Raw genomic sequence first — 21,375 nt, 5'->3', positions numbered from 1 at the left:
CACCATGGGCGATCGGACCTGGCCGCACCTGCTCGCCTCGCTGTTGCGCGGGGAGGAGCTCTCCACCGCCGACACCGCGTGGGCGATGGGCGAGATCATGACGGGTTCGGCCACACCGATCCAGATCGCCGCCCTCGCCGTCGGTCTGCGGGCCAAGGGCGAGACCCCGACCGAGCTGGCCGGCCTGGTCGAGGCGATGCTCGGCAACGCGGTCCCGGTCGAGCTGCCGGAAGAGGTCCGGGCCACCGCGCTGGACGTGGTCGGCACCGGCGGCGACCTCGCCCACACGGTCAACATCTCCACCATGGCGGCCCTGGTGGTGGCCGGGACCGGGGTCCGGGTGGTCAAGCACGGCAACCGGGCCGCCTCCTCCTCCTGTGGCACGGCCGACGTGCTGGAGTTCCTCGGCGTCCCGCTGGAGCTCGACCCGGCGGGAGTCGCCCGCTGCGTCACCGAGGCCGGCATCGGCTTCTGCTTCGCCGCCCGTTTCCACCCGGGTATGCGGCACGCCGGCCCGGTCCGCCGCGAGATCGGCGTGCCCACCTTCTTCAACTTCCTCGGCCCGCTGACCAACCCGGCCCGGCCACGGTCCGGCGCGGTCGGCTGCTTCGACCCACGGATGGCACAGGTGATGGCCGCCGTCTTCGCGGCCCGGGGCGACTCGGTCCTGGTGATGCGCGGCGAGGACGGGCTGGACGAGTTCAGCACCGCCGCCCCCACCCGCTTCTGGGTGGCCCAGCAGGGCACCGTGAGAGAGGCGCTGATCGACGCGACCGACCTCGGGGTACCCCGGGCCACCCTGGCCGACCTCCGGGGCGCTGACGCCGCGTACAACGCCGGTGTCGTACGGCGACTGCTCGCCGGCGAGCGGGGTCCGGTGCGCGACGCGGTTCTGGTCAACGCCGCCGCCGCGCTCGCCACCCAGGGGCCGCTCGACGGCGATCTGCTCACCGCCGTCCGGAGCGGGCTGGACCGGGCCGCCGAGTCGATCGACTCCGGCGCGGCGGCGCGGACCCTCGACCGCTGGATTGAGGTGGCCCGCTCCGTCTGAGCGGCCGAAAACGGCGGTTCCCGGCCGGCCGCCGACGGGGTCGTCAGTTCGGCTGCCGGCCGCTCGCCAGCGGACGGGTCACCGCCGACGTGGGAGGTTTCGGTGAGGGGGCCCTTGTAGCTGCCCCCGAACGAGTCGTCGCCTTCGCCACTCACCGGACTGGGCCGTACTGTGTGTCCATCGTGGTCGGCCGGCGTGGGCGTGACACTCGGGTGGATGAGGACGAGTTGGGTATGCCTGTCGACGAGGGCCCTGGCGCTCAGGACGGACAGCGTCGGCACCGGGCATGGTGAACGTGTGTGGTGTCGGGGTGGTGAACCGCCGCCACGGTCGGCCGTGAGGTAACCAGAGGAGGGTGATCGGGATGAGCGTGTTGGGCGACGAGGAACTGGTCGCCGAGATGCGCCGCCCTGACTTCCAGTGCGAGATGGTGGGCTCTGTCGCCGTGTCGGGGGAGAACCTCGCCGCCACCCGCGCGGAGTTGGTTCCGGACATGAGCGGCGGTACGCCCGGCTGATCCGCGCGGGCGGGCAGGCATTCGGTGGACCGCAGCCGTCTGGAGCTATGAGGTAAACGTGGGTATGGTCGCGGGTTGAGTGGGTGGTCAGCGCCGCTGACTGATTCGTGCTGAGTCCCAGGTTCGCAGGAAGGGGGAAGGTGTCCGCGATGGCTGAGGCTGCCGTTCCTTCCGTTGGGCTCAGTGAGTCGTCGAAGCGGGCGTTGGAGGCGTTCACCGGGATGCGGTTGCACCGGTCGAATCTGCCGGTGTTGGCGTACGACCTGAACGCGTTGGAGGTGCTGGCGGATCGGGTGCGGGCCCTGTTGGTTCCGGAGCTGGCCCAGGCGATCAAGGCGGTTCGGGCGGCGGGCGAGGGTGAGGTCTACGACCGGTTCGTGGCGCAGACGGCTCCGTTCGTGGAGTTGTTGGACGGGGTCGCCGACGTGAAGGTCGGCGTGGCCCAGGCGATGCGGGGCTTCCTGAACCAGATGGAGCTGACGGATCGTCAGGCGCTGGTCATGTTCATCTTCATGATGACGGAGTTGGCGGTCGCGTTCGCGATGGCGTTCTTCCTGCCGGTGGAGGCGGCGGCGCACATCGTGAAGACCCGGACGATCATCCAGACGATCCTGCGGTCGTCGATGGTGCGGGCGGCGGCGAGCAGCACGGCGATCCAGATGTTGTTCATGCCGGGGTCGTCGTTGTTGGCGCAGATCAGCATGCTGGCTGATGGTCTGATGCCGGGGGTCGACTGGGCGCAGGTCGGTAAGCAGGCGTTGTACGGGTTGGCGGTGGCGGGTGTCACCACGGCGGCCGGGCCGGCGTTGGGCCGGTTCGCCGGGGTCGTGGGTGGTGGTCTGGCGAAGTTCGAAGTGTCGGATGCCACGCGTAACCTGCTGACCAGCCTGATGATGGTGCCGGTGTCGGAGATCGGCCTGGAGGTGGTCGGCGACATCGCCGCCAGCTACATCGTCGACGGGACCTACGACCCCAGTGGTCTCGGTATGGCCGTGATTTCCGGGGCGTTGTCGGGGTCGGGTGAGTTGGGCGCGTCCGGGGCGGGGGCCGCTGCGCGTCGCGTGGCTGTCGGTTTGGGGTTCAATCCGACCCGGCCCCGGTGGAACATGCCCGCCGGTACCGGTTTCACCGCCGACGGCAGGCCGGTCGCTCCGGTCACTCCGGCACCGTCCACGTATCAGCCGGAGGTCGACGATCCGGCGGGTGCGGGCTCTGGCGGGCCGGCCCCGGTGCCCGTCCCGCTGGTGTCGGCACCGGCGCTGTCGCCACCGGCGCCTGCGGCGCCTGCGGCGCCTGAACCGATGCCCGTGCCGGCGTGGTCGACGCCGGACCTGCCGGTTCCGTCGTGGTCCGTGCCGAACTTCTCGGTGCCGACGGTGCCGCCGGTGCCCGTGCCGGAGTGGGTAGCGGTCGCCGGCGCGCCGGTGGTGGAGCAGTGGCAGCGGTTCCAGCGGGAACTGGTGGATCACTACGGTGGGCTGCTCGCCGGGACGGGGCAGGCGCGGCAGTTCCTGGCCGCGCTTCCCGTGCCGGTCAAGCAGGTCTTCACCGAGTGGGCCGCCACCCGGCAGGACGACCCGGCCGTTCCCGCGTTCCTGTCGCAGATCGGCCTACCGGCCACCGCTCTCACCGGCCAGTATCTGACCGGTGTCCGGGACCAGGCCGTCGCCCGGATCACCGAAGCCCTCGCGGGGTCGGTCACCACCGGTGGGCCGATCCCGGCCGCGGTACGGCCGGAGCAGGTCGTCGCCGCGTTGCCGGCGGAGTTCGACCGGCAGGCGCTGCGCGCGGCCGTGCATCTGGCCGCCCAGCACCACATCGACCAGTACCTCACCACCGGCACACCGGCGACCGCCACCCTGCCAGACGGCGTCGTCCGACCAGGGAGCGCTCAGGTGCCGGGGGACGCTTACGTGCCGGGGGCCCCTGGTCTGCCGGGAGGCGCCGCCCTGCCGACAGCCGTCGGCACGTCAGGGAGCGCTGGCGTGCCGGGAGGATCCGGGGCGGCGGCGGTCCCGTCGGACGCCGTGCGCGCGGCGGTCGTCCGTGACGTGCGAACCCACGTGGACCGGAGCCTCGACGCGATCCTCGGCACCACTCCCCTACCCACCGCACCCCTCACCGTGCCGCCCAGCGTGTTGCCGGCTGCGGCGAGCAGTCCGAGCGCCGCGCAGGTCAACGCCGTGGCGGACGTGGTCCGGCAGGTGGTCACCGACCTGCCCGCCCGGGTCACGGCCGCGAGCATCCCCGACACCACCGCACCGGACACCGCCCCGTCCCCGGTGGAAGCCCCGGCGAGCCGGCGCACCGACGTGCCCACGGTGCCGGCGACCCCCGAGCAGCACACCGCGGCGGCGGCCAGCCTGGCGCAGACCCAGTTCAGCGCCCTGGCCGACCAGTACGACGTCGAGCCGGCCCGCCACGACACCCTCGCCAAATCCTTCCAAGAGGATTGGGTCGACGGATACCACCAGGTACTCGCCCAGGCCACTGCCACCCTCGGCACGCCCGCCACCCCCGGTACGCCGGTTATGCCCAGCACGGCGGGCACGCCGGACGCGGTCGGTGTCCGCAGCACGGTGCCGGGTGGCGCACCCCTTCGCGTCGACAGCACGCCGAACCACCACCACGCCAGCGACACAGCGTCGGTCAGTGACCTGTCCGTCTTCAGTGACGACATGTTCAGCCGTGACAGCGACTTCAACGACACCATGACGGTCAGTGACGTTTCCTCGCTGGACGAGCCGGCTGGTGGTGGCCCTGCCCAACCCGACGGCTCGCGCGACCCGTCGACCCTCACGCACCACACGGACGTGGCAGCACCAGCCCCGTCCACAGCGACCCCGCCACAGCAGCCGCCACCCCCACCGGACGTGGCTGTTGCGGCGGGACGCGGGGATGTGCCGCTACCGAGTCAGATGTCGGCGGTTGAGGTGTCGGTCCGGTTCGGTTGGCTGGGCGGTGTGAACCCGGGCCGTGGAGGCGACTACGCCACCAACTGCGTTCTGACGGCGATCGGTACTGACATGTCGCTGGCGGACAGAGCGGGCTGGACGGTACCGCCCGAAGTGAAGCTGCCGGTGGTGTGGCTGCAGCGGTACGCGGGGCGGCCGTTGGTGGAGGTGGCCGACTACGACGCGGTGGTGGCGGTCATGGCCGCGGCGGAGCCCGGCGCCCGGGGTGTGCTGGTCATGACCGGTGAGGACGGCACGATTCAACATGCCGTCAACGTGGTGCACGCCGATGACGGGAGGGTGGTGTTCCTGGACGGTCAGCGGGGCGGGCTGGCCCGGGGGCCCGCCCGTCCTGCCCGGTTGCGGTTCGTGGGGACCACCGACGGGGTGGGTGTCCCACGGTCGCCGTCGATGGTGGGAGACGCCGCGACCGTCACCGTTCCGGAACACCGGGATCTGGCCGGGATGGATGGGGCTGCCCGGCCCCCGTCGTTACCCTCCCTGCCGGTCGGGCTGGTGCGGTCAGACGCGTGGGACCGGTTGTTCACGCAAGTCATCGAGGTGGCGCGGGTGGAGGTCACGGCGTCCTTGGGTGAGCGGATATCGGCACCATCAGCCGTAGATGTCCGCGGATATCTGCACCACGAGTTCGACCGGATCGTCGGCCGAACGGACCTCGCGGAAAGGGCTGGTCTGTCCGAGGCGGACGTGGACACGTTGCGGCAGGCCCTCGCGGCGCGCGGAACGTCGGTTCCCCACCTCACGAGGGCGCTCCTACATCTGATGTCCGAGGCGTTCGCCGTCAACATCACCGTGCCCCCGGCCGAATCGGGGTACCACGACAACGACGGTGTCGCAGGGCCCTGGCACCGCCGGACCGTCGCCCTGAACCTCCCCGCCACCCCGGTCACGCCCGGCCCGGCAGTTGTCCAGGCGACGGCATCCACGCCGGACCGTGGTGAGGTGTGGACCGAGCTGGTCGCGCCACCGGCATCCACGCCGGACGGTACGGGCCAACCGGCAGCGCCGCACCCCTCACCCGCATTCCCGACCGTGGCACCACTTTCAGAACGGCTACCGGATGTGGCCACGTGGCGGTCCCTCGACGATGGATCCGCCACCCTTCGGGCGTACCTGGAGACGGTGCGGCTCGGTGATGCCGCGGGGCTGGCGGGGTTGCCCGCCGTGCCGGGTGGGCGGGTTGCCGCGAATGACGACCCCGAAGCGGTGACCGCGACCAGTGTCGGGGAGTTGAGTGGCCGGCTCGGCCGGGTTGAGGCAGCGGAGTTGGACCAGCCCGTCGGACAGGCTCCCACCGATGCTGCCACACCGTCGGCGGTGGTGTCCCCGCAGCTGCTGACCGGCCACACTGACGCGGTGTCGGCGGTGACGTCGTGGCAGGAGACGCCGGGCGAATGGCGGGTGGCCTCCGCCGACGAGGACGGGACGGTGCGGATCTGGGACGCGACCACCGGCCGCCAGGTCCACACGTTGCAAGGCCACACCCACGGGGTGATGGCGTTGACGTCGTGGCAGGAGACGCCGGGCCAGTGGCGGGTGGCCTCCGCCAGCCGGGATCAAACGGTGCGGATCTGGGACCCGACCACCGGCCGCCAGGTCCACACGTTGCAAGGCCACACCAACACGGTGTCGGCGTTGACGTCGTGGCAGGAGACGCCGGGCCAGTGGCGGGTGGCCTCCGCCAGCACGGATGAGACGGTACGGATCTGGGACCCGGCCACCGGCCGCCAGGTCCAGACGTTGCGAGGCCACACCGGCTGGGTGTTGGCGTTGACGTCGTGGCAGGAGGCGCCGGGCGAATGGCGGGTGGCCTCCGCCAGCGAGGACGAGACGGTACGGATCTGGGACGCGACCACCGGTCGCCTGCTCCAGACGTGGGAAGGCCACACCAGCGGGGTGTCGGCGTTGACGTCGTGGCAGGAGACACCGGGCGAATGGCGGGTGGCCTCCGCCAGCTGGGACGGGACGGTGCGGATCTGGGACGCGACCACCGGTCGCCTGCTCGAGACGTTGGAAGGCCACACCGACGGGGCGTTGGCGTTGACGTCGTGGCAGGAGACACCGGGCCAGCGGCGGGTGGCCGCCGCCGACGGGAACGGGACGGTGCGGATCTGGGACCCGGCCACCGGTCGCCAGGTCCACACGTTGGAAGGCCACACCGGCTCGGTGTTCGCGTTGACGTCGTGGCAGGCGGGGTCGGGCGGGCGGGTGCTGGTCTCCGCCGGCACCGACCAGACGGTGCGGTTGTGGCCCCTGTCCGATGCCGCGGGGCTGGCGGGGTTGCCCGCTGTGCCGGGTGGGCGGGTTGCCGCGAATGACGACCCCGAAGCGGTGACCGCGACCAGTGTCGGGGAGTTGAGTGGCCGGCTTGGCCGGGTTGAGGCAGCGGAGTTGGACCAGCCCGTCGGACAGGCTCCCACCGATGCTGCCACACCGTCGGCGGTGGTGTCCCCGCAGCTGCTGACCGGCCACACCGGCCAGGTGTTGGCGGTGACGTCGTGGCAGGAGGCGCCGGGCGAATGGCGGGTGGCCTCCGCCGGCGAGGACGAGACGGTGCGGATCTGGGACCCGACCACCGGCCGCCAGGTCCAGACGTGGGAAGACCGCACCAGGGTGAACGCGTTGACGTCGTGGCAGGAGGCGCCGGGCCGGTGGCGGGTGGCCTCCGCCAACTGGGACGGGACGGTGCGGATCTGGGACGCGACCACCGGCCGCCAGGTCCAGACGTGGCAAGACCGCACCAGGGTGAACGCGTTGACGTCGTGGCAGGAGGCGCCGGGCCGGTGGCGGGTGGCCTCCGCCGACGAGGACGAGACGGTGCGGATCTGGGATCCGACCACCGGCCGCCTGCTCCAGACGTGGGAAGACCACACCGACGAGGTGTCGGCGTTGACGTCGTGGCAGGAGGCGCCGGGCCAGTGGCGGGTGGCCTCCGCCGGCGAGGACGAGACGGTGCGGATCTGGGACGCGACCACCGGTCGCCTGCTCCAGACGTTGCAAGGCCACACCGACGAGGTGACGGCGTTGACGTCGTGGGAGGAGGCGCCGGGCCAGTGGCGGGTGGCCTCCGCCAGCTGGGACGGGACGGTGCGGATCTGGGACGCGACCACCGGTCGCCTGCTCCAGACGTTGGAAGGCCACACCGACGGGGCGTTGGCGTTGACGTCGTGGCAGGAGACACCGGGCCAGCGGCGGGTGGCCGCCGCCGACGGGAACGGGACGGTGCGGATCTGGGACCCGGCCACCGGTCGCCAGGTCCAGATATTGGAAGGCCACACCGGCTCGGTGTACGCGTTGACGTCGTGGCAGGCGGGGTCGGGCGGGCGGGTGCTGGTCTCCGCCGGCGAGGACCAGACGGTGCGGTTGTGGCCCCTGTCCGATGCTGCGGGGCTGGCGGGGTTGCCCGCCGTGCCGGATGGGCGGGTTGCCGGCAGCGGGAACCTCGGCGACTGGGCCACCCACCAGGGGCCGGACATCGACTGGCAACCCTCCCTCGCACCCTCCCCGGCGGTGACCCGCACCGACGCCGACACTCTCCACACCGGCGACACCCTCCATCACCCGGCCCACGAGCCACCCACCACCCCCGCCCCACTCCACCCCGACCAACCCCAACCCCAACCCACTGCGGGCAGCCGGCGGGTGAGCGACCCGGCCGAGGCCCGGGCGCTGTTCGACCAGCACGCCGGCCACCTCGCCACCACAACGAGGCAGCGGGATGATCTGCGGTATTGGTGGCACGCCCTGATCGACCATATGGACGACAACGGGATCATCACCGCCAGCGAGTCAGCCCTCGCCGAGGCGACATCCACACCGCGGCGGGCGGTGCATGACCGGATCGGGGCATTGCGCGGCATTGGTCTGCTGCAGCTGGTCCAGGAAGGTCGCGGTCGCGTGGCGGCGCGGTACGGGGTGAGCGATCCGGGTCAGCCCCGGCAAGCACCGGTGCCGGGCCCTGCCCTCGGACCGGACCGCCCGCAGGGTGAGGACCCGTCCTGGCTGGACCACGGGGGTACGTTGCCGATGTCCGGGCCTGCACCTGCCTCGCCGGCGGGCACGGGTCTGCCAGGGCTGCCCGGGCCGTTGGACGACCCGGACGCCCCCACCGCGTCGTCCTGGCCGGCGGGGTGGGCGGAACCGGGGTGGCCGGTACCCGGCATGGGCGTGACCGACGGGCACGGTGCGGCGATGTCCACCGACTTCGACCAGCCGGGCATCGACGATCAGGCCAGCGACGGCGGGAACCTCGGCGACTGGGCCACCTACGAGGTGGACCCAGCCGGTTCGCTCGATGTGGACCCGGCCGATCTGCTCTATCTGCTTGAGGCCGTGGGCACGGAACCCGACCCCGCGCCGCAACCGATGGATCCGCCCCGGCCGCAGGCCCCGCCCGGCCCGACATCATGGTCGCCGCCCAACGGCGACCAGCCCAGCCAGTCCCCAGGGACTCAGTCGTTCCCGCCCGGACCGGGCATGCAGGATCCGGCACCTCAGTCGCCGATGTCCGGGCCTGCACCTGCCCCGCCGGCGGGCACGGGTCTGCCCGGGCTGTCAGGCCCGCTGGACGACCCGGACGCCCCCACCGCGTCGTCCTGGCCGGCGGTGGCCCGCACCGACGCCGGCACTCTCCACACCGGCGACACCCTCCATCACCCGGCCCACGAGCCACCCACCACCCCCGCCCCACTCCACCCCGACCAACCCCAACCCCAACCCACTGCGGGCAGCCGGCGGGTGAGCGACCCGGGCGAGGCCCGGGCGCTGTTCGACCAGCACGCCGGCCACCTCGCCACCACAACGAGGCAGCGGGATGATCTGCGGTATTGGTGGCACGCCCTGATCGACCATATGGACGACAACGGGATCATCACCGCCAGCGAGTCAGACCTCGCCGAGGCGACATCCACACCGCGGCGGACGGTGCATGACCGGATCGGGGCATTGCGCGGCATTGGTCTGCTGCAGCTGGTCCAGGAAGGTCGCGGTCGCGTGGCGGCGCGGTACGGGGTGAGCGATCCGGGTCAGCCCCGGCAAGCACCGGTGCCGGGCCCTGCCCTCGGACCGGACCGCCCGCAGGGTGAGGACCCGTCCTGGCTGGACCACGGGGGTACGTTGCCGATGTCCGGGCGGCCGGTACCTGCCTCGTCGGCGGGCACGGGTCTGCCAGGGCTGCCCGGGCTGCCCGGGCCGCTGGACGACCCGGACGCCCCCACGGCATCGTCCTGGCCGACGGGGCCGGTTCCCGGCATCGGTGTGACCGACGGGCACGGTGCTGCGACGTCCGACGACTTCGGCCAGCCGAGCATCGACAATCAGGCCGGCGACGGCAGCGGGAACCTCGGCGACTGGGCCACCCACCAGGGGCCGGACATGGACTGGCAACCCTCCCTCGCACCCTCTCCAGCGGGAAACGACCCCGAAGCGGTGACCGCGACCAGTGTCGGGGAGTTGAGTGGCCGGCTTGGCCGGGTTGAGGCAGCGGCTATGGAGGTGGACCAGCCCGTCGGACAGGCTCCCACCGATGCTGCCACACCGCCGGCGGTGGTGTCCCCGCAGCTACTGACCGGCCACACCGGCACGGTGTGGGCGTCGACGTCGTGGCAGGAGACGCCGGGCCAGTGGCGGGTGGCCTCCGCCGGCAGGGATCTGACGGTGCGGATCTGGGACCCGGCCACCGGTCGCCAGGTCCACACGTTGGAAGGCCACACCGGCCCGGTGTCGGCGTTGACGTCGTGGCAGGAGACACCGGGCCAGTGGCGGGTGGCCTCCGCCAGCAGCGATCGGACGGTGCGGATCTGGGACCCGGCCACCGGTCGCCAGGTCCACACGTTGGAAGGCCACACCGGCACGGTGTTGGCGTTGACGTCGTGGCAGGAGACACCGGGCCAGTGGCGGGTGGCCTCCGCCAGCGCGGATCGGACGGTGCGGATCTGGGACCCGACCACCGGCCGCCAGGTCCACACGTTGGAAGGCCACACCAACGTGGTGAGGGCGTTGACGTCGTGGCAGGAGGCGCCGGGCCAGTGGCGGGTGGCCTCCGCCGGCAGGGATCTGACGGTGCGGATCTGGGACCCGGCCACCGGCCGCCAGGTCCAGACGTTGGAGGGCCACACCAGCGGGGTGGAGGCGTTGACGTCGTGGCAGGAGACGCCGGGCCAGTGGCGGGTGGCCTCCGCCAGCGCGGATCGGACGGTGCGGATCTGGGACCCGACCACCGGTCGCCAGGTCCACACGTTGGAAGGCCACACCAACGTGGTGAGGGCGTTGACGTCGTGGCAGGAGACGCCGGGCCAGTGGCGGGTGGCCTCCGCCGGCAGGGATCTGACGGTGCGGATCTGGGACCCGACCACCGGTCGCCAGATCCAGACGTTGGAAGGCCACACCGGCCCGGTGTTCGCGTTGACGTCGTGGCAGACGGGGTCGGGCGGGCAGGTGCTGGTCTCCGCCGGCCACGACGCGACGGTGCGGTTGTGGCCCCTGTCCGATGCCGCGGGGCGGGCGGGGTTGCCCGCCGGGCCGGGTGGGCGGGTTGCCGCGGGTAACGACCCCGAAGCGGTGACGGTGGCCTCTGGTGAGCCGTTCCTGACGGTTCGGGGTGTCGCCAGTGCTGCCGGGGACGCCGAGGCGGTGGTGGTGTATCCGGATGGTGTGGGCGCTGAGGTTGATCCGCGGGGTCTGTCTGTGGTGGCGCAGCGGCAGGCGGTGACGGATGCCGAGGCGTGGTCGGCGAGGGCGAGTGAGAGGACGGATCGGCCTGCGGCTGTCCTGCTGGACGAGGCGCAGGGCCGTGGTGGGGTGTGGCGGGTGGTGCTGGCGTTCGCCGATCGTGGGCCTGAGGGTGTGCTGGATCTGGTGGCGCGGTTGCTTGATGGTGGGTTGGGGGTGAGTGTGCCCGCGGCGGCGGTTGTCGAGTTGTCGCCGTACGGTGCTGATCCGCGGGTGGAGCCTTCGACGTTGGTCCGGGTCGCGGCGCTACGGGCGGCGCGTAACCAGTCGGGGGCGGTGGCGATCCGTGCCCGGTATGTGGCGGGCGCGGTGGCGAGGTCTGTTCCTGAGGGCCTGACGCCTACCGATTTCTCGGGTCGGGACACGTTCGCGGGTGGGGCGTTGCTGTGGGAGTTCCAGGCCCGTCCGATGCGTCCGGGCGAGGCCCGTGCGGCTGTGTTCTGGCGGGAGGTGGCGGGATTGGCCGGTGAGCATGCGCCGTACCTCCTGCCGACGGATCGGCGTTGGGCGCGGTTCGGGCAGCGGGCGGCCTCGTATATGCGGAATTGGGTGTTCCCTCCGGTGCCGTCGTCAGGGCTTGGTCGTTGGCGGGTGGTGGAGCTGCGGCAGGCGGAGTTGCACGGGGAGAGTGTGGCCTCGGCGACGCCGGACGTGGGGCCGGTGGGGTGGGTGCCGGATGGTGCGCGGGTGTTCGTGGTGGGTGTGCCGCAGTCGCGTCCGGTGCATCCCGGGGCGGTCGTGTCGACGTTGTTCGACACGTTCCTGAACAGTGCGTTGCCGCCGGTGGAGTCGGGGTTGCGGGAGCCGGTGTATGTGGTGGTGCACGGGTTCGGTGGGCTGGCGTCGCCGGTGGTGTTGGCGCATGTGGCGGAGGACGACCTGTGGCCGGTGCGGATGGGTGAGATGGTCACCGGCCAGCCGCCGGTCGGCATACGGGAGGTGTCGAATCTCGCCGAGGCGGAGGGGTGGACTCGTGTGCGGGCCGAGTTGCCCACGATCGCGGCGGCGGTGCGACCGGGCGGGGCGGCTGAGGCATGGCGGGCTCGGGAAGCGGAGCTGACGGTAGCGCTTCCCGATGTGACCGTGACGGATCCGGTGGCGGTCGACCTGTCAGACCCGGACACCGACGGCACGGTCGGGGTGCGGGCGCATCGCCGGATGGGTGAGCGGGTGGGTCAGCTGGCGGCGTTGGGTGAGCGGTTGGTCCAACATACCCACGGGTGGGTGGATGAGGCCGCGGGAACGGATCGGCTCGATCTGCGGCTGGAGGCGTGGGCCAGGCACCCCGACAATCAGCGGTTGGTGACGGCGTTGCCGCCGACGCGGTTGACCGATGAGGTCGAAGGCCTGATCGCGGAGCAGATCGAGCGGGTGTGGGCCGCGGCGGCGGCACCGGTGACCGGCTCGCCCCGAGGGGACGCGACGGTCCCGGACGCCGTCCGGGACGTGTTACGGGCGGTGTATCTGGCCGCCTGGGCCTTCTCTCGGGCACCGGACCGGCCGGTCGTGCTTCACGCACTCGATGGGCGGCAGTATGTTGATCTGTCCCGCGTGCGGTCTCAGAACGGGGAGGAGTTCACCCGGTTCCTGGCTGATCATGGCGGGGACGTGGCGTTGTTGTGGTCGGCGGACGGTCCGCTAGAGCAGGTTGGCCGGCTGCGGGAGAACCTTGGCGTGCCGCTACTACCCGAGCGGGTGAACGTGGTGGGGCGGGTGCCGGATCTGCCCGAGCAGCGGCGCGCCGAGTTGTTCTCCGCGGTGAACGCGTTCGGGCTGGCGCGGCAGTGGTTGGAGGATCAGATCCGGTTGTTGCCGGCTCCGGCGGCGGTGTCGCAGGGGCAGACCGGCGTGACCACACCACCACCCGCACCGACACCACCGGTCGGGAATGGCCGGGTTGTTCACGAGTGGGTGGCCGGGCCGCAGGGCGTGGCTCCGGTCGGAGGGCAACCGTCGGCGGGGGGTCTGCCGGAGTGGATGCACCGGGGTGACCGCCGGGGTGAGGGACTACTGTGTCTGCTGGACTCGTTGGCGCAAACCCTGAATGCCGTGCGGCCGGGCGCGTATCCCGGGTTCGACAACGAGGAGACCCGCGCGACGGCGCTGCTGAACCTGATGGAACAGCGGCTGGGTTCCGATCATGTGGTGATCCAGGATCTGCGGTCCGGGCGCGGCGCCGACGTGTACTCGGGTGGGTTCCTGAACGAGTTGGCGGAGTTTTTCCAGGTACGGGTCCAGGTCGTCGAACAAGGAGACGACCGCGGGTGGTATGGACACCCGGTGGTGGGACGGGACGGGAACACCCCGTTGTTGTTGGTCGAGTTCGTGTCACCCGGTTCCGGTGGCCGGCTCGGCCCGTCCGCCGAGGAAATGGGCACGTTCTATCCGTTGTTCGTCGATGACGTTCATGCCTCCGCTCTCGGTGGTGCGGCCACCTTCACCGGGCACCTCATCCAACGGTGGGAAGCGCTTGGCCGTAGCCACGCGGATCGCATTGACAGGCTTCAAGCCGCTGAAAGGGCGCTACCGCCCGCGACCGACCGCGGCCAGGACGACAGCCAGGAGCGGTCCGTCCTGGATGGGCTGTCCCGCCGGTACCTCAACGGGATGCGGGACCTCAGACTCGCGCGGCAGTCGCAGGACATCAGCGAGTACGTCCCATCGGTGTCCGACACCGCGGCGTTGAGTGGACGGCTTGGCCGGGTTGAGGCAGCGGCCGCGGAGTTGGACCAGCACCTCGGACAGGTGGGAGCCGGTGCCGCCACACCATCAGTGGACGTGGTCGACGGTGTGGAGTTCCGGACTTTGGAGGGCCACACCCGCGCGGTGGAGGCGGTGACGTCGTGGCAGGGAGAGTCGGGCCCACGGGTGGCCTCCGCCGGGGGCTGGGACCGGACGGTGCGGATCTGGGACGCGGTCACCGGTGAGGAACTCCTGACGTTGAGAGGCCACACCAGCGCGGTGCGGGCGGTGACGTCGTGGCAGGGAGAGTCGGGCCCACGGGTGGCCTCCGCCAGCAGGGACCGGACGGTGCGGATCTGGGACGCGGTCACCGGTGAGGAACTCCTGACGTTGGAGGGCCACACCAGCGCGGTGCGGGCGGTGACGTCGTGGCAGGAGACGCCGGGCCAGTGGCGGGTGGCCTCCGCCAGCGAGGACCGGACGGTGCGGATCTGGGACGCGGTCACCGGTGAGGAACTCCGGACGTTGGAGGGCCACACCGACTGGGTGCGGGCGGTGACGTCGTGGCAGGCGGGGTCGGACTGGCGGGTGGCCTCCGCCAGCGAGGACCGGACAGTGCGGATCTGGGACCCGGTCACCGGTGAGGAACTCCGGACGTTCGAGGGCCACACCGACACGGTGGGGGCGGTGACGTCGTGGCAGACGGGGTCGGACTGGCGGGTGGCCTCCGCCAGCAGGGACCGGACAGTGCGGATCTGGGACCCGGTCACCGGTGAGGAACTCCTGACGTTCGAGGGCCACACCGACACGGTGGGAGCGGTGACGTCGTGGCAGACGGGGTCGGACTGGCGGGTGGCCTCCGCCAGCAGGGACCGGACAGTGCGGATCTGGGACCCGGTCACCGGTGAGGAACTCCTGACGTTCGAGGGCCACACCGACACGGTGGGAGCGGTGACGTCGTGGCAGGACGATTCGGGCCGGCGGGTGGTGGTCTCCGCCGGCGACGACCAGACGGTGCGGTTGTGGTCCCTGCCCGACGGTGCTGCCGGGCCGGCGGGGTTGCCCGCCGTGCCCGGTGGGCGGGTTGCCGGCAGCGGGAACCTCGGCGACTGGGCCACCCACCAGGGGCCGGACATGGACTGGCAACCATCCCTCGCACCCTCTCCAGCGGGAAACGACCCCGACCCCGTGACCGCGACCAGCGTCGTCGAGCTGACGGACCAGTTCGGCCAAATCGGGACAGCGGCCGCGGAGCGGGGCCAGCACCTCGGACAGGTGGGAGCCGGTGCCGCCACACCATCAGTGGACGTGGTCGACGGTGTGGAGTTCCGGACTTTGGAGGGCCACACCCGCGCGGTGGAGGCGGTGACGTCGTGGCAGGGAGAGTCGGGCCCACGGGTGGCCTCCGCCGGGGGCTGGGACCAAACGGTGCGGATCTGGGACGCGGTCACCGGTGAGGAACTCCTGACGTTGGAGGGCCACACCAGCGCGGTGCGGGCGGTGACGTCGTGGCAGGGAGAGTCGGGCCCACGGGTGGCCTCCGCCAGCGAGGACCGGACGGTGCGGATCTGGGACGCGGTCACCGGTGAGGAACTCCTGACGTTGGAGGGCCACACCAGCGCGGTGTGGGCGGTGACGTCGTGGCAGGCGGGGTCGGACTGGCGGGTGGCCTCCGCCAGCAGGGACCGGACGGTGCGGATCTGGGACCCGGTCACCGGTGAGGAACTCCTGACGTTGGAGGGCCACACCAGCGCGGTGCGGGCGGTGACGTCGTGGCAGGAGACGCCGGGCCAGTGGCGGGTGGCCTCCGCCAGCGAGGATCGGACGGTGCGGATCTGGGACGCGGTCACCGGTGAGGAACTCCGGACGTTGGAGGGCCACACCGACTGGGTGCGGGCGGTGACGTCGTGGCAGGCGGGGTCAGACTGGCGGGTGGCCTCCGCCAGCAGGGACCGGACAGTGCGGATCTGGGACCCGGTCACCGGTGAGGAACTCCTGACGTTGGAGGGCCACACCGACACGGTGGGGGCGTTGACGTCGTGGCAGGCGGGGTCGGACTGGCGGGTGGCCTCCGCCAGCGAGGACCGGACGGTGCGGATCTGGGACGCGGTCACCGGTGAGGAACTCCGGACGTTGAGGGACCACACCGGCCAGGTGCACGCGGTGACGTCGTTGCGGGGCGAGTCGGGCCGGCGGGTGGTGGTCTCCGCCAGCGGGGACCGGACGGTGCGGTTGTGGCCCCTGCCCGATGGTGCTGCCGGGCCGGCGGGGTTGCCCGCCATGCCGGGTGGGCGGGTTGCCGGCAGCGGGAACCTCGGCGACTGGGCCACCCACCAGGGGCCGGACATGGACTGGCAACCATCCCTCGCACCCTCTCCAGCGGGAAACGACCCCGACCCCGTGACCGCGACCAGCGTCGTCGAGCTGACGGACCAGTTCGGCCAAATCGGGACAGCGGCCGCGGAGCGGGGCCAGCACCTCGGACAGGTGGGAGCCGGTGCCGCCACACCATCAGTGGACGTGGTCGACGGTGTGGAGTTCCGGACTTTGGAGGGCCACACCCGCGCGGTGGAGGCGGTGACGTCGTGGCAGGGAGAGTCGGGCCCACGGGTGGCCTCCGCCGGGGGCTGGGACCAAACGGTGCGGATCTCGGACGCGGTCACCGGCGAGGGACTCCTGACATTGGAGGGCCACACCCACATGGTGATGGCGGTGACGTCGTGGCAGGGAGAGTCGGGCCCACGGGTGGCCTCCGCCAGCAGGGACCGGACAGTGCGGATCTGGGACGCGGCCACCGGCGAGGAACTCCTGACGCTGAGAGGCCACACCAACACGGTGTGGGCGTTGGCGTCGTGGCAGGCCGGGTCGGACTGGCGGATAGCCTCCGCCAGCAGGGACCGGACAGTGCGGATCTGGGACGCGGCCACCGGCGAGGAACTCCTGACATTGGAGGGCCACACCGACCCGGTGGAGGCGTTGGCGTCGTGGCAGGCAGGGTCGGACTGGCGGATAGCCTCCGCCAGCAGGGACCGGACAGTGCGGATCTGGGACGCGGCCACCGGCGAGGAACTCCTGACATTGGAGGGCCACACCGACACGGTGGAGGCGTTGGCGTCGTGGCAGGCGGCGCCGGGCCAGTGGCGGGTAGCCTCCGCCAGCGAGGACCAGACAGTGCGGATCTGGGACGCGGCCACCGGCGAGGAACTCCTGACATTGGAGGGCCACACCAACCCGGTGCGGGCGGTGACGTCGTGGCAGGCAGGGTCGGACTGGCGGGTGGCCTCCGCCAGCGCGGACCACACGGTGCGGATCTGGGACGCGGCCACCGGCGAGGAACTCCTGACATTGGAGGGCCACACCAACCCGGTGGAGGCGGTGACGTCGTGGCAGGCAGGGTCGGACTGGCGGGTGGCCTCCGCCAGCGCGGACCACACGGTGCGGATCTGGGACGCGGCCACCGGCGAGGAACTCCTGACATTGGAGGGCCACGACGGCGCGGTGTGGGCGTTGACGTCGTTGCAGGGCGAGTCGGGCCGGCGGGTGCTGGTCTCCGGCAGCGCCGACCGGACGGTGCGGTTGTGGTCCCTGTCCGATGGTGCTGCCGGGCCGGCGGGGTTGCCCGCCGGGCCGGTTCACCCGGGAGACGACTCCGAATCGGTCGGGTCGGACTCCTCAGCGGATGTGGCTGGCGAGGCGGGACGCGGTGACGTGCTGCTGCCGCTGCTGCCGAGTCAGATGTCGGCGGTTGAGGTGTCGGTCCGGTTCGGTTGGCTGGGCGGTGTGAACCCGGGCCGTGGAGGCGACTACGCCACCAACTGCATTCTGACGGCGATCGGTACTGACATGTCGCTGGCGGACAGAGCGGGCTGGACGGTACCGCCCGAAGTGACGCTGCCGGTGGTGTGGCTGCAGCGGTACGCGGGGCGGCCGTTGGTGGAGGTGGCCGACTACGACGCGGTGGTGGCGGTCATGGCCGCAGCGGAGCCCGGCGCCCGGGGTGTGCTGGTCATGACCGGTGAGGACGGCACGATTCAACATGCCGTCAACGTGGTGCACGCCGATGACGGGAGGGTGGTGTTCCTGGACGGTCAGTCGGGCGGGCTGGCCCGGGGGCCCGCCCGTCCTGCCCGGTTGCGGTTCGTGGCGACCACCGACGGGGTGGGTGTCCCCCGGTCGCCGTCGACGGTGGGAGACGCCGCGACCGTCACCGTTCCGGAACACCGGGATCTGGCCGGGATGGATGGGGCTGCCCGGCCCCCGTCGTTACCCTCCCTGCCGGTCGGGCTGGTGCGGTCAGACGCGTGGGACCGGTTGTTCACGCAAGTCATCGAGGTGGCGCGGGTGGAGGTCACGGCGTCCTTGGATGAGCGGATATCGGCACCATCAGCCGTAGATGTCCGCGGATATCTGCACCACGAGTTCGACCGGATCGTCGGCCGAACGGACCTCGCGGAAAGGGCTGGACTGTCCGAGGCGGACGTGGACACGCTGCGGCAGGCCCTGGCGGCGCGCGGGACGTCGGTTCCCCACCTCACGAGGGCGCTCCTACACCTGATGTCCGAGGCGTTCGCCGTCAACATCACCGTGACCCCGGCCGAATCGGGGTACCACGACAACGACGGTGTCGCAGGGCCCTGGCACCGCCGGACCGTCGCCCTGAACCTTCCCGCCACCCCGGTCACGCCCGGCCCGGCAGTTGTCCCCACGACGGCATCCACGCCGGACCGTGGTGAGGTGTGGACCGAGCTGGTCGCGCCACCGGCATCCACGCCGGACCGTACGGGCCAACCGGCAGCGCCGCACCCCTCACCCGCATTCCCGACCGTGGCACCACTTTCAGAACGGCCACCGGATGTGGCCACGTGGCGGTCCCTCGACGATGGACCCGCCACCCTTCGGGCGTACCTGGAGACGGTGCGGCTCGGTGATGCCGCGGGGCTGGCGGGGTTGCCCGCCGTGCCGGGTGGGCGGGTTGCCGCGAATGACGACCCCGAAGCGGTGACCGCGACCAGTGTCGGGGAGTTGGGTGGCCGGCTTGCCCGGGTTGAGGCAGCGGCCGCGGAGTTGGACCAGCACGTCGGACAGGCTCCCACCGGTGCTGGCACACCGCTGGCGACGGTGTCCCCGCAGCTACTGACCGGCCACACCGACGCGGTGTTGGCGTTGACGTCGTGGCAGGAGACGCCGGGCCAGCGGCGGGGGGCCTCCGCCGACGAGGACGGGACGGTGCGGATCTGGGACGCGACCACCGGTCGCCAGGTCCACACGTTGGAAGGCCACACCGACGAGGTGACGGCGTTGACGTCGTGGCAGGAGACGCCGGGCCAGTGGCGGGTGGCCTCCGCCAGCTGGGATCAAACAGTGCGGATCTGGGACGCGGCCACCGGTCGCCTGCTCCACACGTTGGAAGACCACACCAACGAGGTGACGGCGTTGACGTCGTGGCAGGAGACGCCGGGCCAGTGGCGGGTGGCCTCCGCCAGCTGGGATCAAACAGTGCGGATCTGGGACGCGACCACCGGTCGCCTGCTCCACACGTTGGAAGACCACACCAACGAGGTGACGGCGTTGACGTCGTGGCAGGAGACGCCGGGCCAGTGGCGGGTGGCCTCCGCCAGCTGGGATCAAACAGTGCGGATCTGGGACGCGACCACCGGTCGCCTGCTCCAGACGTGGGAAGACCACACCGACGGGGTGTTGGCGTTGACGTCGTGGCAGGAGACGCCGGGCCAGTGGCGGGTGGCCTCCGCCAGCGCGGATTGGACGGTGCGGATCTGGGACGCGACCACCGGCCGCCAGGTCCAGACGTTGCGAGGCCACACCGACGGGGTGTCGGCGTTGACGTCGTGGGAGGAGACGCCGGGCCAGTGGCGGGTGGCCTCCGCCAGCGCGGATGAGACGGTGCGGATCTGGGACCCGGCCACCGGTCGCCCGGTCCACACGTTGCAAGGCCACACCGGGCCGGTGTTCGCGTTGACGTCGTGGCAGGCGGGGTCGGGCGGGCGGGTGCTGGTCTCCGCCGGCGAGGACCAGACGGTGCGGTTGTGGCCCCTGTCCGATGCTGCGGGGCTGGCGGGGTTGCCCGCCGTGCCGGGTGGGCAGGTTGCCGCGGGTAACGACCCCGAAGCGGTGACGGTGGCCTCTGGTGAGCCGTTCCTGACGGTTCGGGGTGTCGCCAGTGCTGCCGGGGACGCCGAGGCGGTGGTGGTGTATCCGGATGGTGTGGGCGCTGAGGTTGATCCGCAGGGTCTGTCTGTGGTGGCGCAGCGGCAGGCGGTGACGGATGCCGAGGCGTGGTCGGCGAGGGCGAGTGAGAGGACGAATCGGCCCGCGGCTGTCCTGCTGGACGAGGCGCAGGGCCGTGGTGGGGTGTGGCGGGTGGTGCTGGCGTTCGCCGATCGTGGGCCTGAGGGTGTGCGGGATCTGGTGGCGCGGTTGCTTGATGGTGGGTTGGGGGTGACGGTGCCCGCAGCGGCGGTGATCGAGTTGTCGCCGTACGGTGCTGATCCGCGGGTGGAGCCTTCGACGTTGGTCCGGGTCGCGGCGATGCGGGCGGAGCGTGGCCAGTCGGGGGCGGTAGCGGTCCGTGCCCGGTATGTGGCGGGCGCGGTGGCGAGGTCTGTTCCTGAGGGCCTGACGCCTACCGATTTCTCGGGTCGGGACACGTTCGCGGGTGGGGCGTTGCTGTGGGAGTTCCAGGCCCGTCCGATGCGTCCGGGCGAGGCCCGTGCGGCTGTGTTCTGGCGGGAGGTGGCGGGATTGCCCGGTGAGCATGCGCCGTACCTCCTGCCGACGGATCGGCGTTGGGCGCGGTTCGGGCAGCGGGCGGCCTCGTATATGCGGAATTGGGTGTTCCCTCCGGTGCCGTCGTCAGGGCTTGGTCGTTGGCGGGTGGTGGAGCTGCGGCAGGCGGAGTTGCACGGAGAGAGTGTGGCCTCGGCGACGCCGGACGTGGGGCCGGTGGGGTGGGTGCCGGATGGTGCGCGGGTGTTCGTGGTGGGTGTGCCGCAGTCACGGCCGGTGCATCCCGGGGCGGTCGTGTCGACGTTGTTCGACACGTTCCTGAACAGTGCGTTGCCGCCGGTGGAGTCGGGGTTGCGGGAACCGGTGTATGTGGTGGTGCACGGGTTCGGTGGGCTGGCGTCGCCGGTGGTGTTGGCGCATGTGGCGGAGGACGACCTGTGGCCGGTGCGGATGGGTGAGATGGTCACCGGCCAGCCGCCGGTCGGCATACGGGAGGTGTCGAATCTCGCCGAGGCGGAGGGGTGGACTCGTGTGCGGGCCGAGTTGCCCACGATCGCGGCGGCGGTGCGACCGGGCGGGGCGGCTGAGGCATGGCGGGCTCGGGAAGCGGAGCTGACGGTAGCGCTTCCCGATGTGACCGTGACGGATCCGGTGGCGGTCGACCTGTCAGACCCGGA

The 21,375-nt window shown here is 71.7% G+C and carries 3 protein-coding genes (1 of these 3 only partly in view); all 3 read left to right on the top strand.

The genetic code is table 11. The features are described from left to right. Positions 1-4: 4 nt before the first annotated feature. Entirely contained in the window at positions 5-1,051 is a 1,047-nt protein-coding gene (trpD, locus tag GA0074694_RS17585) for an anthranilate phosphoribosyltransferase (RefSeq protein WP_091459733.1), read from the top strand. A gap of 364 nt (positions 1,052-1,415) precedes the next feature. Then, positions 1,416-1,568 carry a hypothetical protein gene (locus GA0074694_RS31740; protein ID WP_176737991.1) on the top strand — a complete coding sequence of 51 codons (153 nt, stop codon included), beginning with the start codon at positions 1,416-1,418 and terminating at the stop codon, positions 1,566-1,568. A 149-nt stretch (positions 1,569-1,717) separates the two neighbouring features. Further along, positions 1,718-21,375, top strand: partial view of a toxin glutamine deamidase domain-containing protein gene (locus GA0074694_RS17580; protein ID WP_141714182.1) — the 5' portion only. Its footprint extends 12,175 nt past the window's final position; 19,658 of the gene's 31,833 nt are visible here — the first part of the coding sequence; the start codon lies at positions 1,718-1,720; the stop codon falls past the right edge of the window.

The organism is Micromonospora inyonensis, from assembly GCF_900091415.1.
Taxonomy (GTDB): domain Bacteria; phylum Actinomycetota; class Actinomycetes; order Mycobacteriales; family Micromonosporaceae; genus Micromonospora; species Micromonospora inyonensis.
This window is presented reverse-complemented; position numbering and strand designations above follow the sequence as displayed.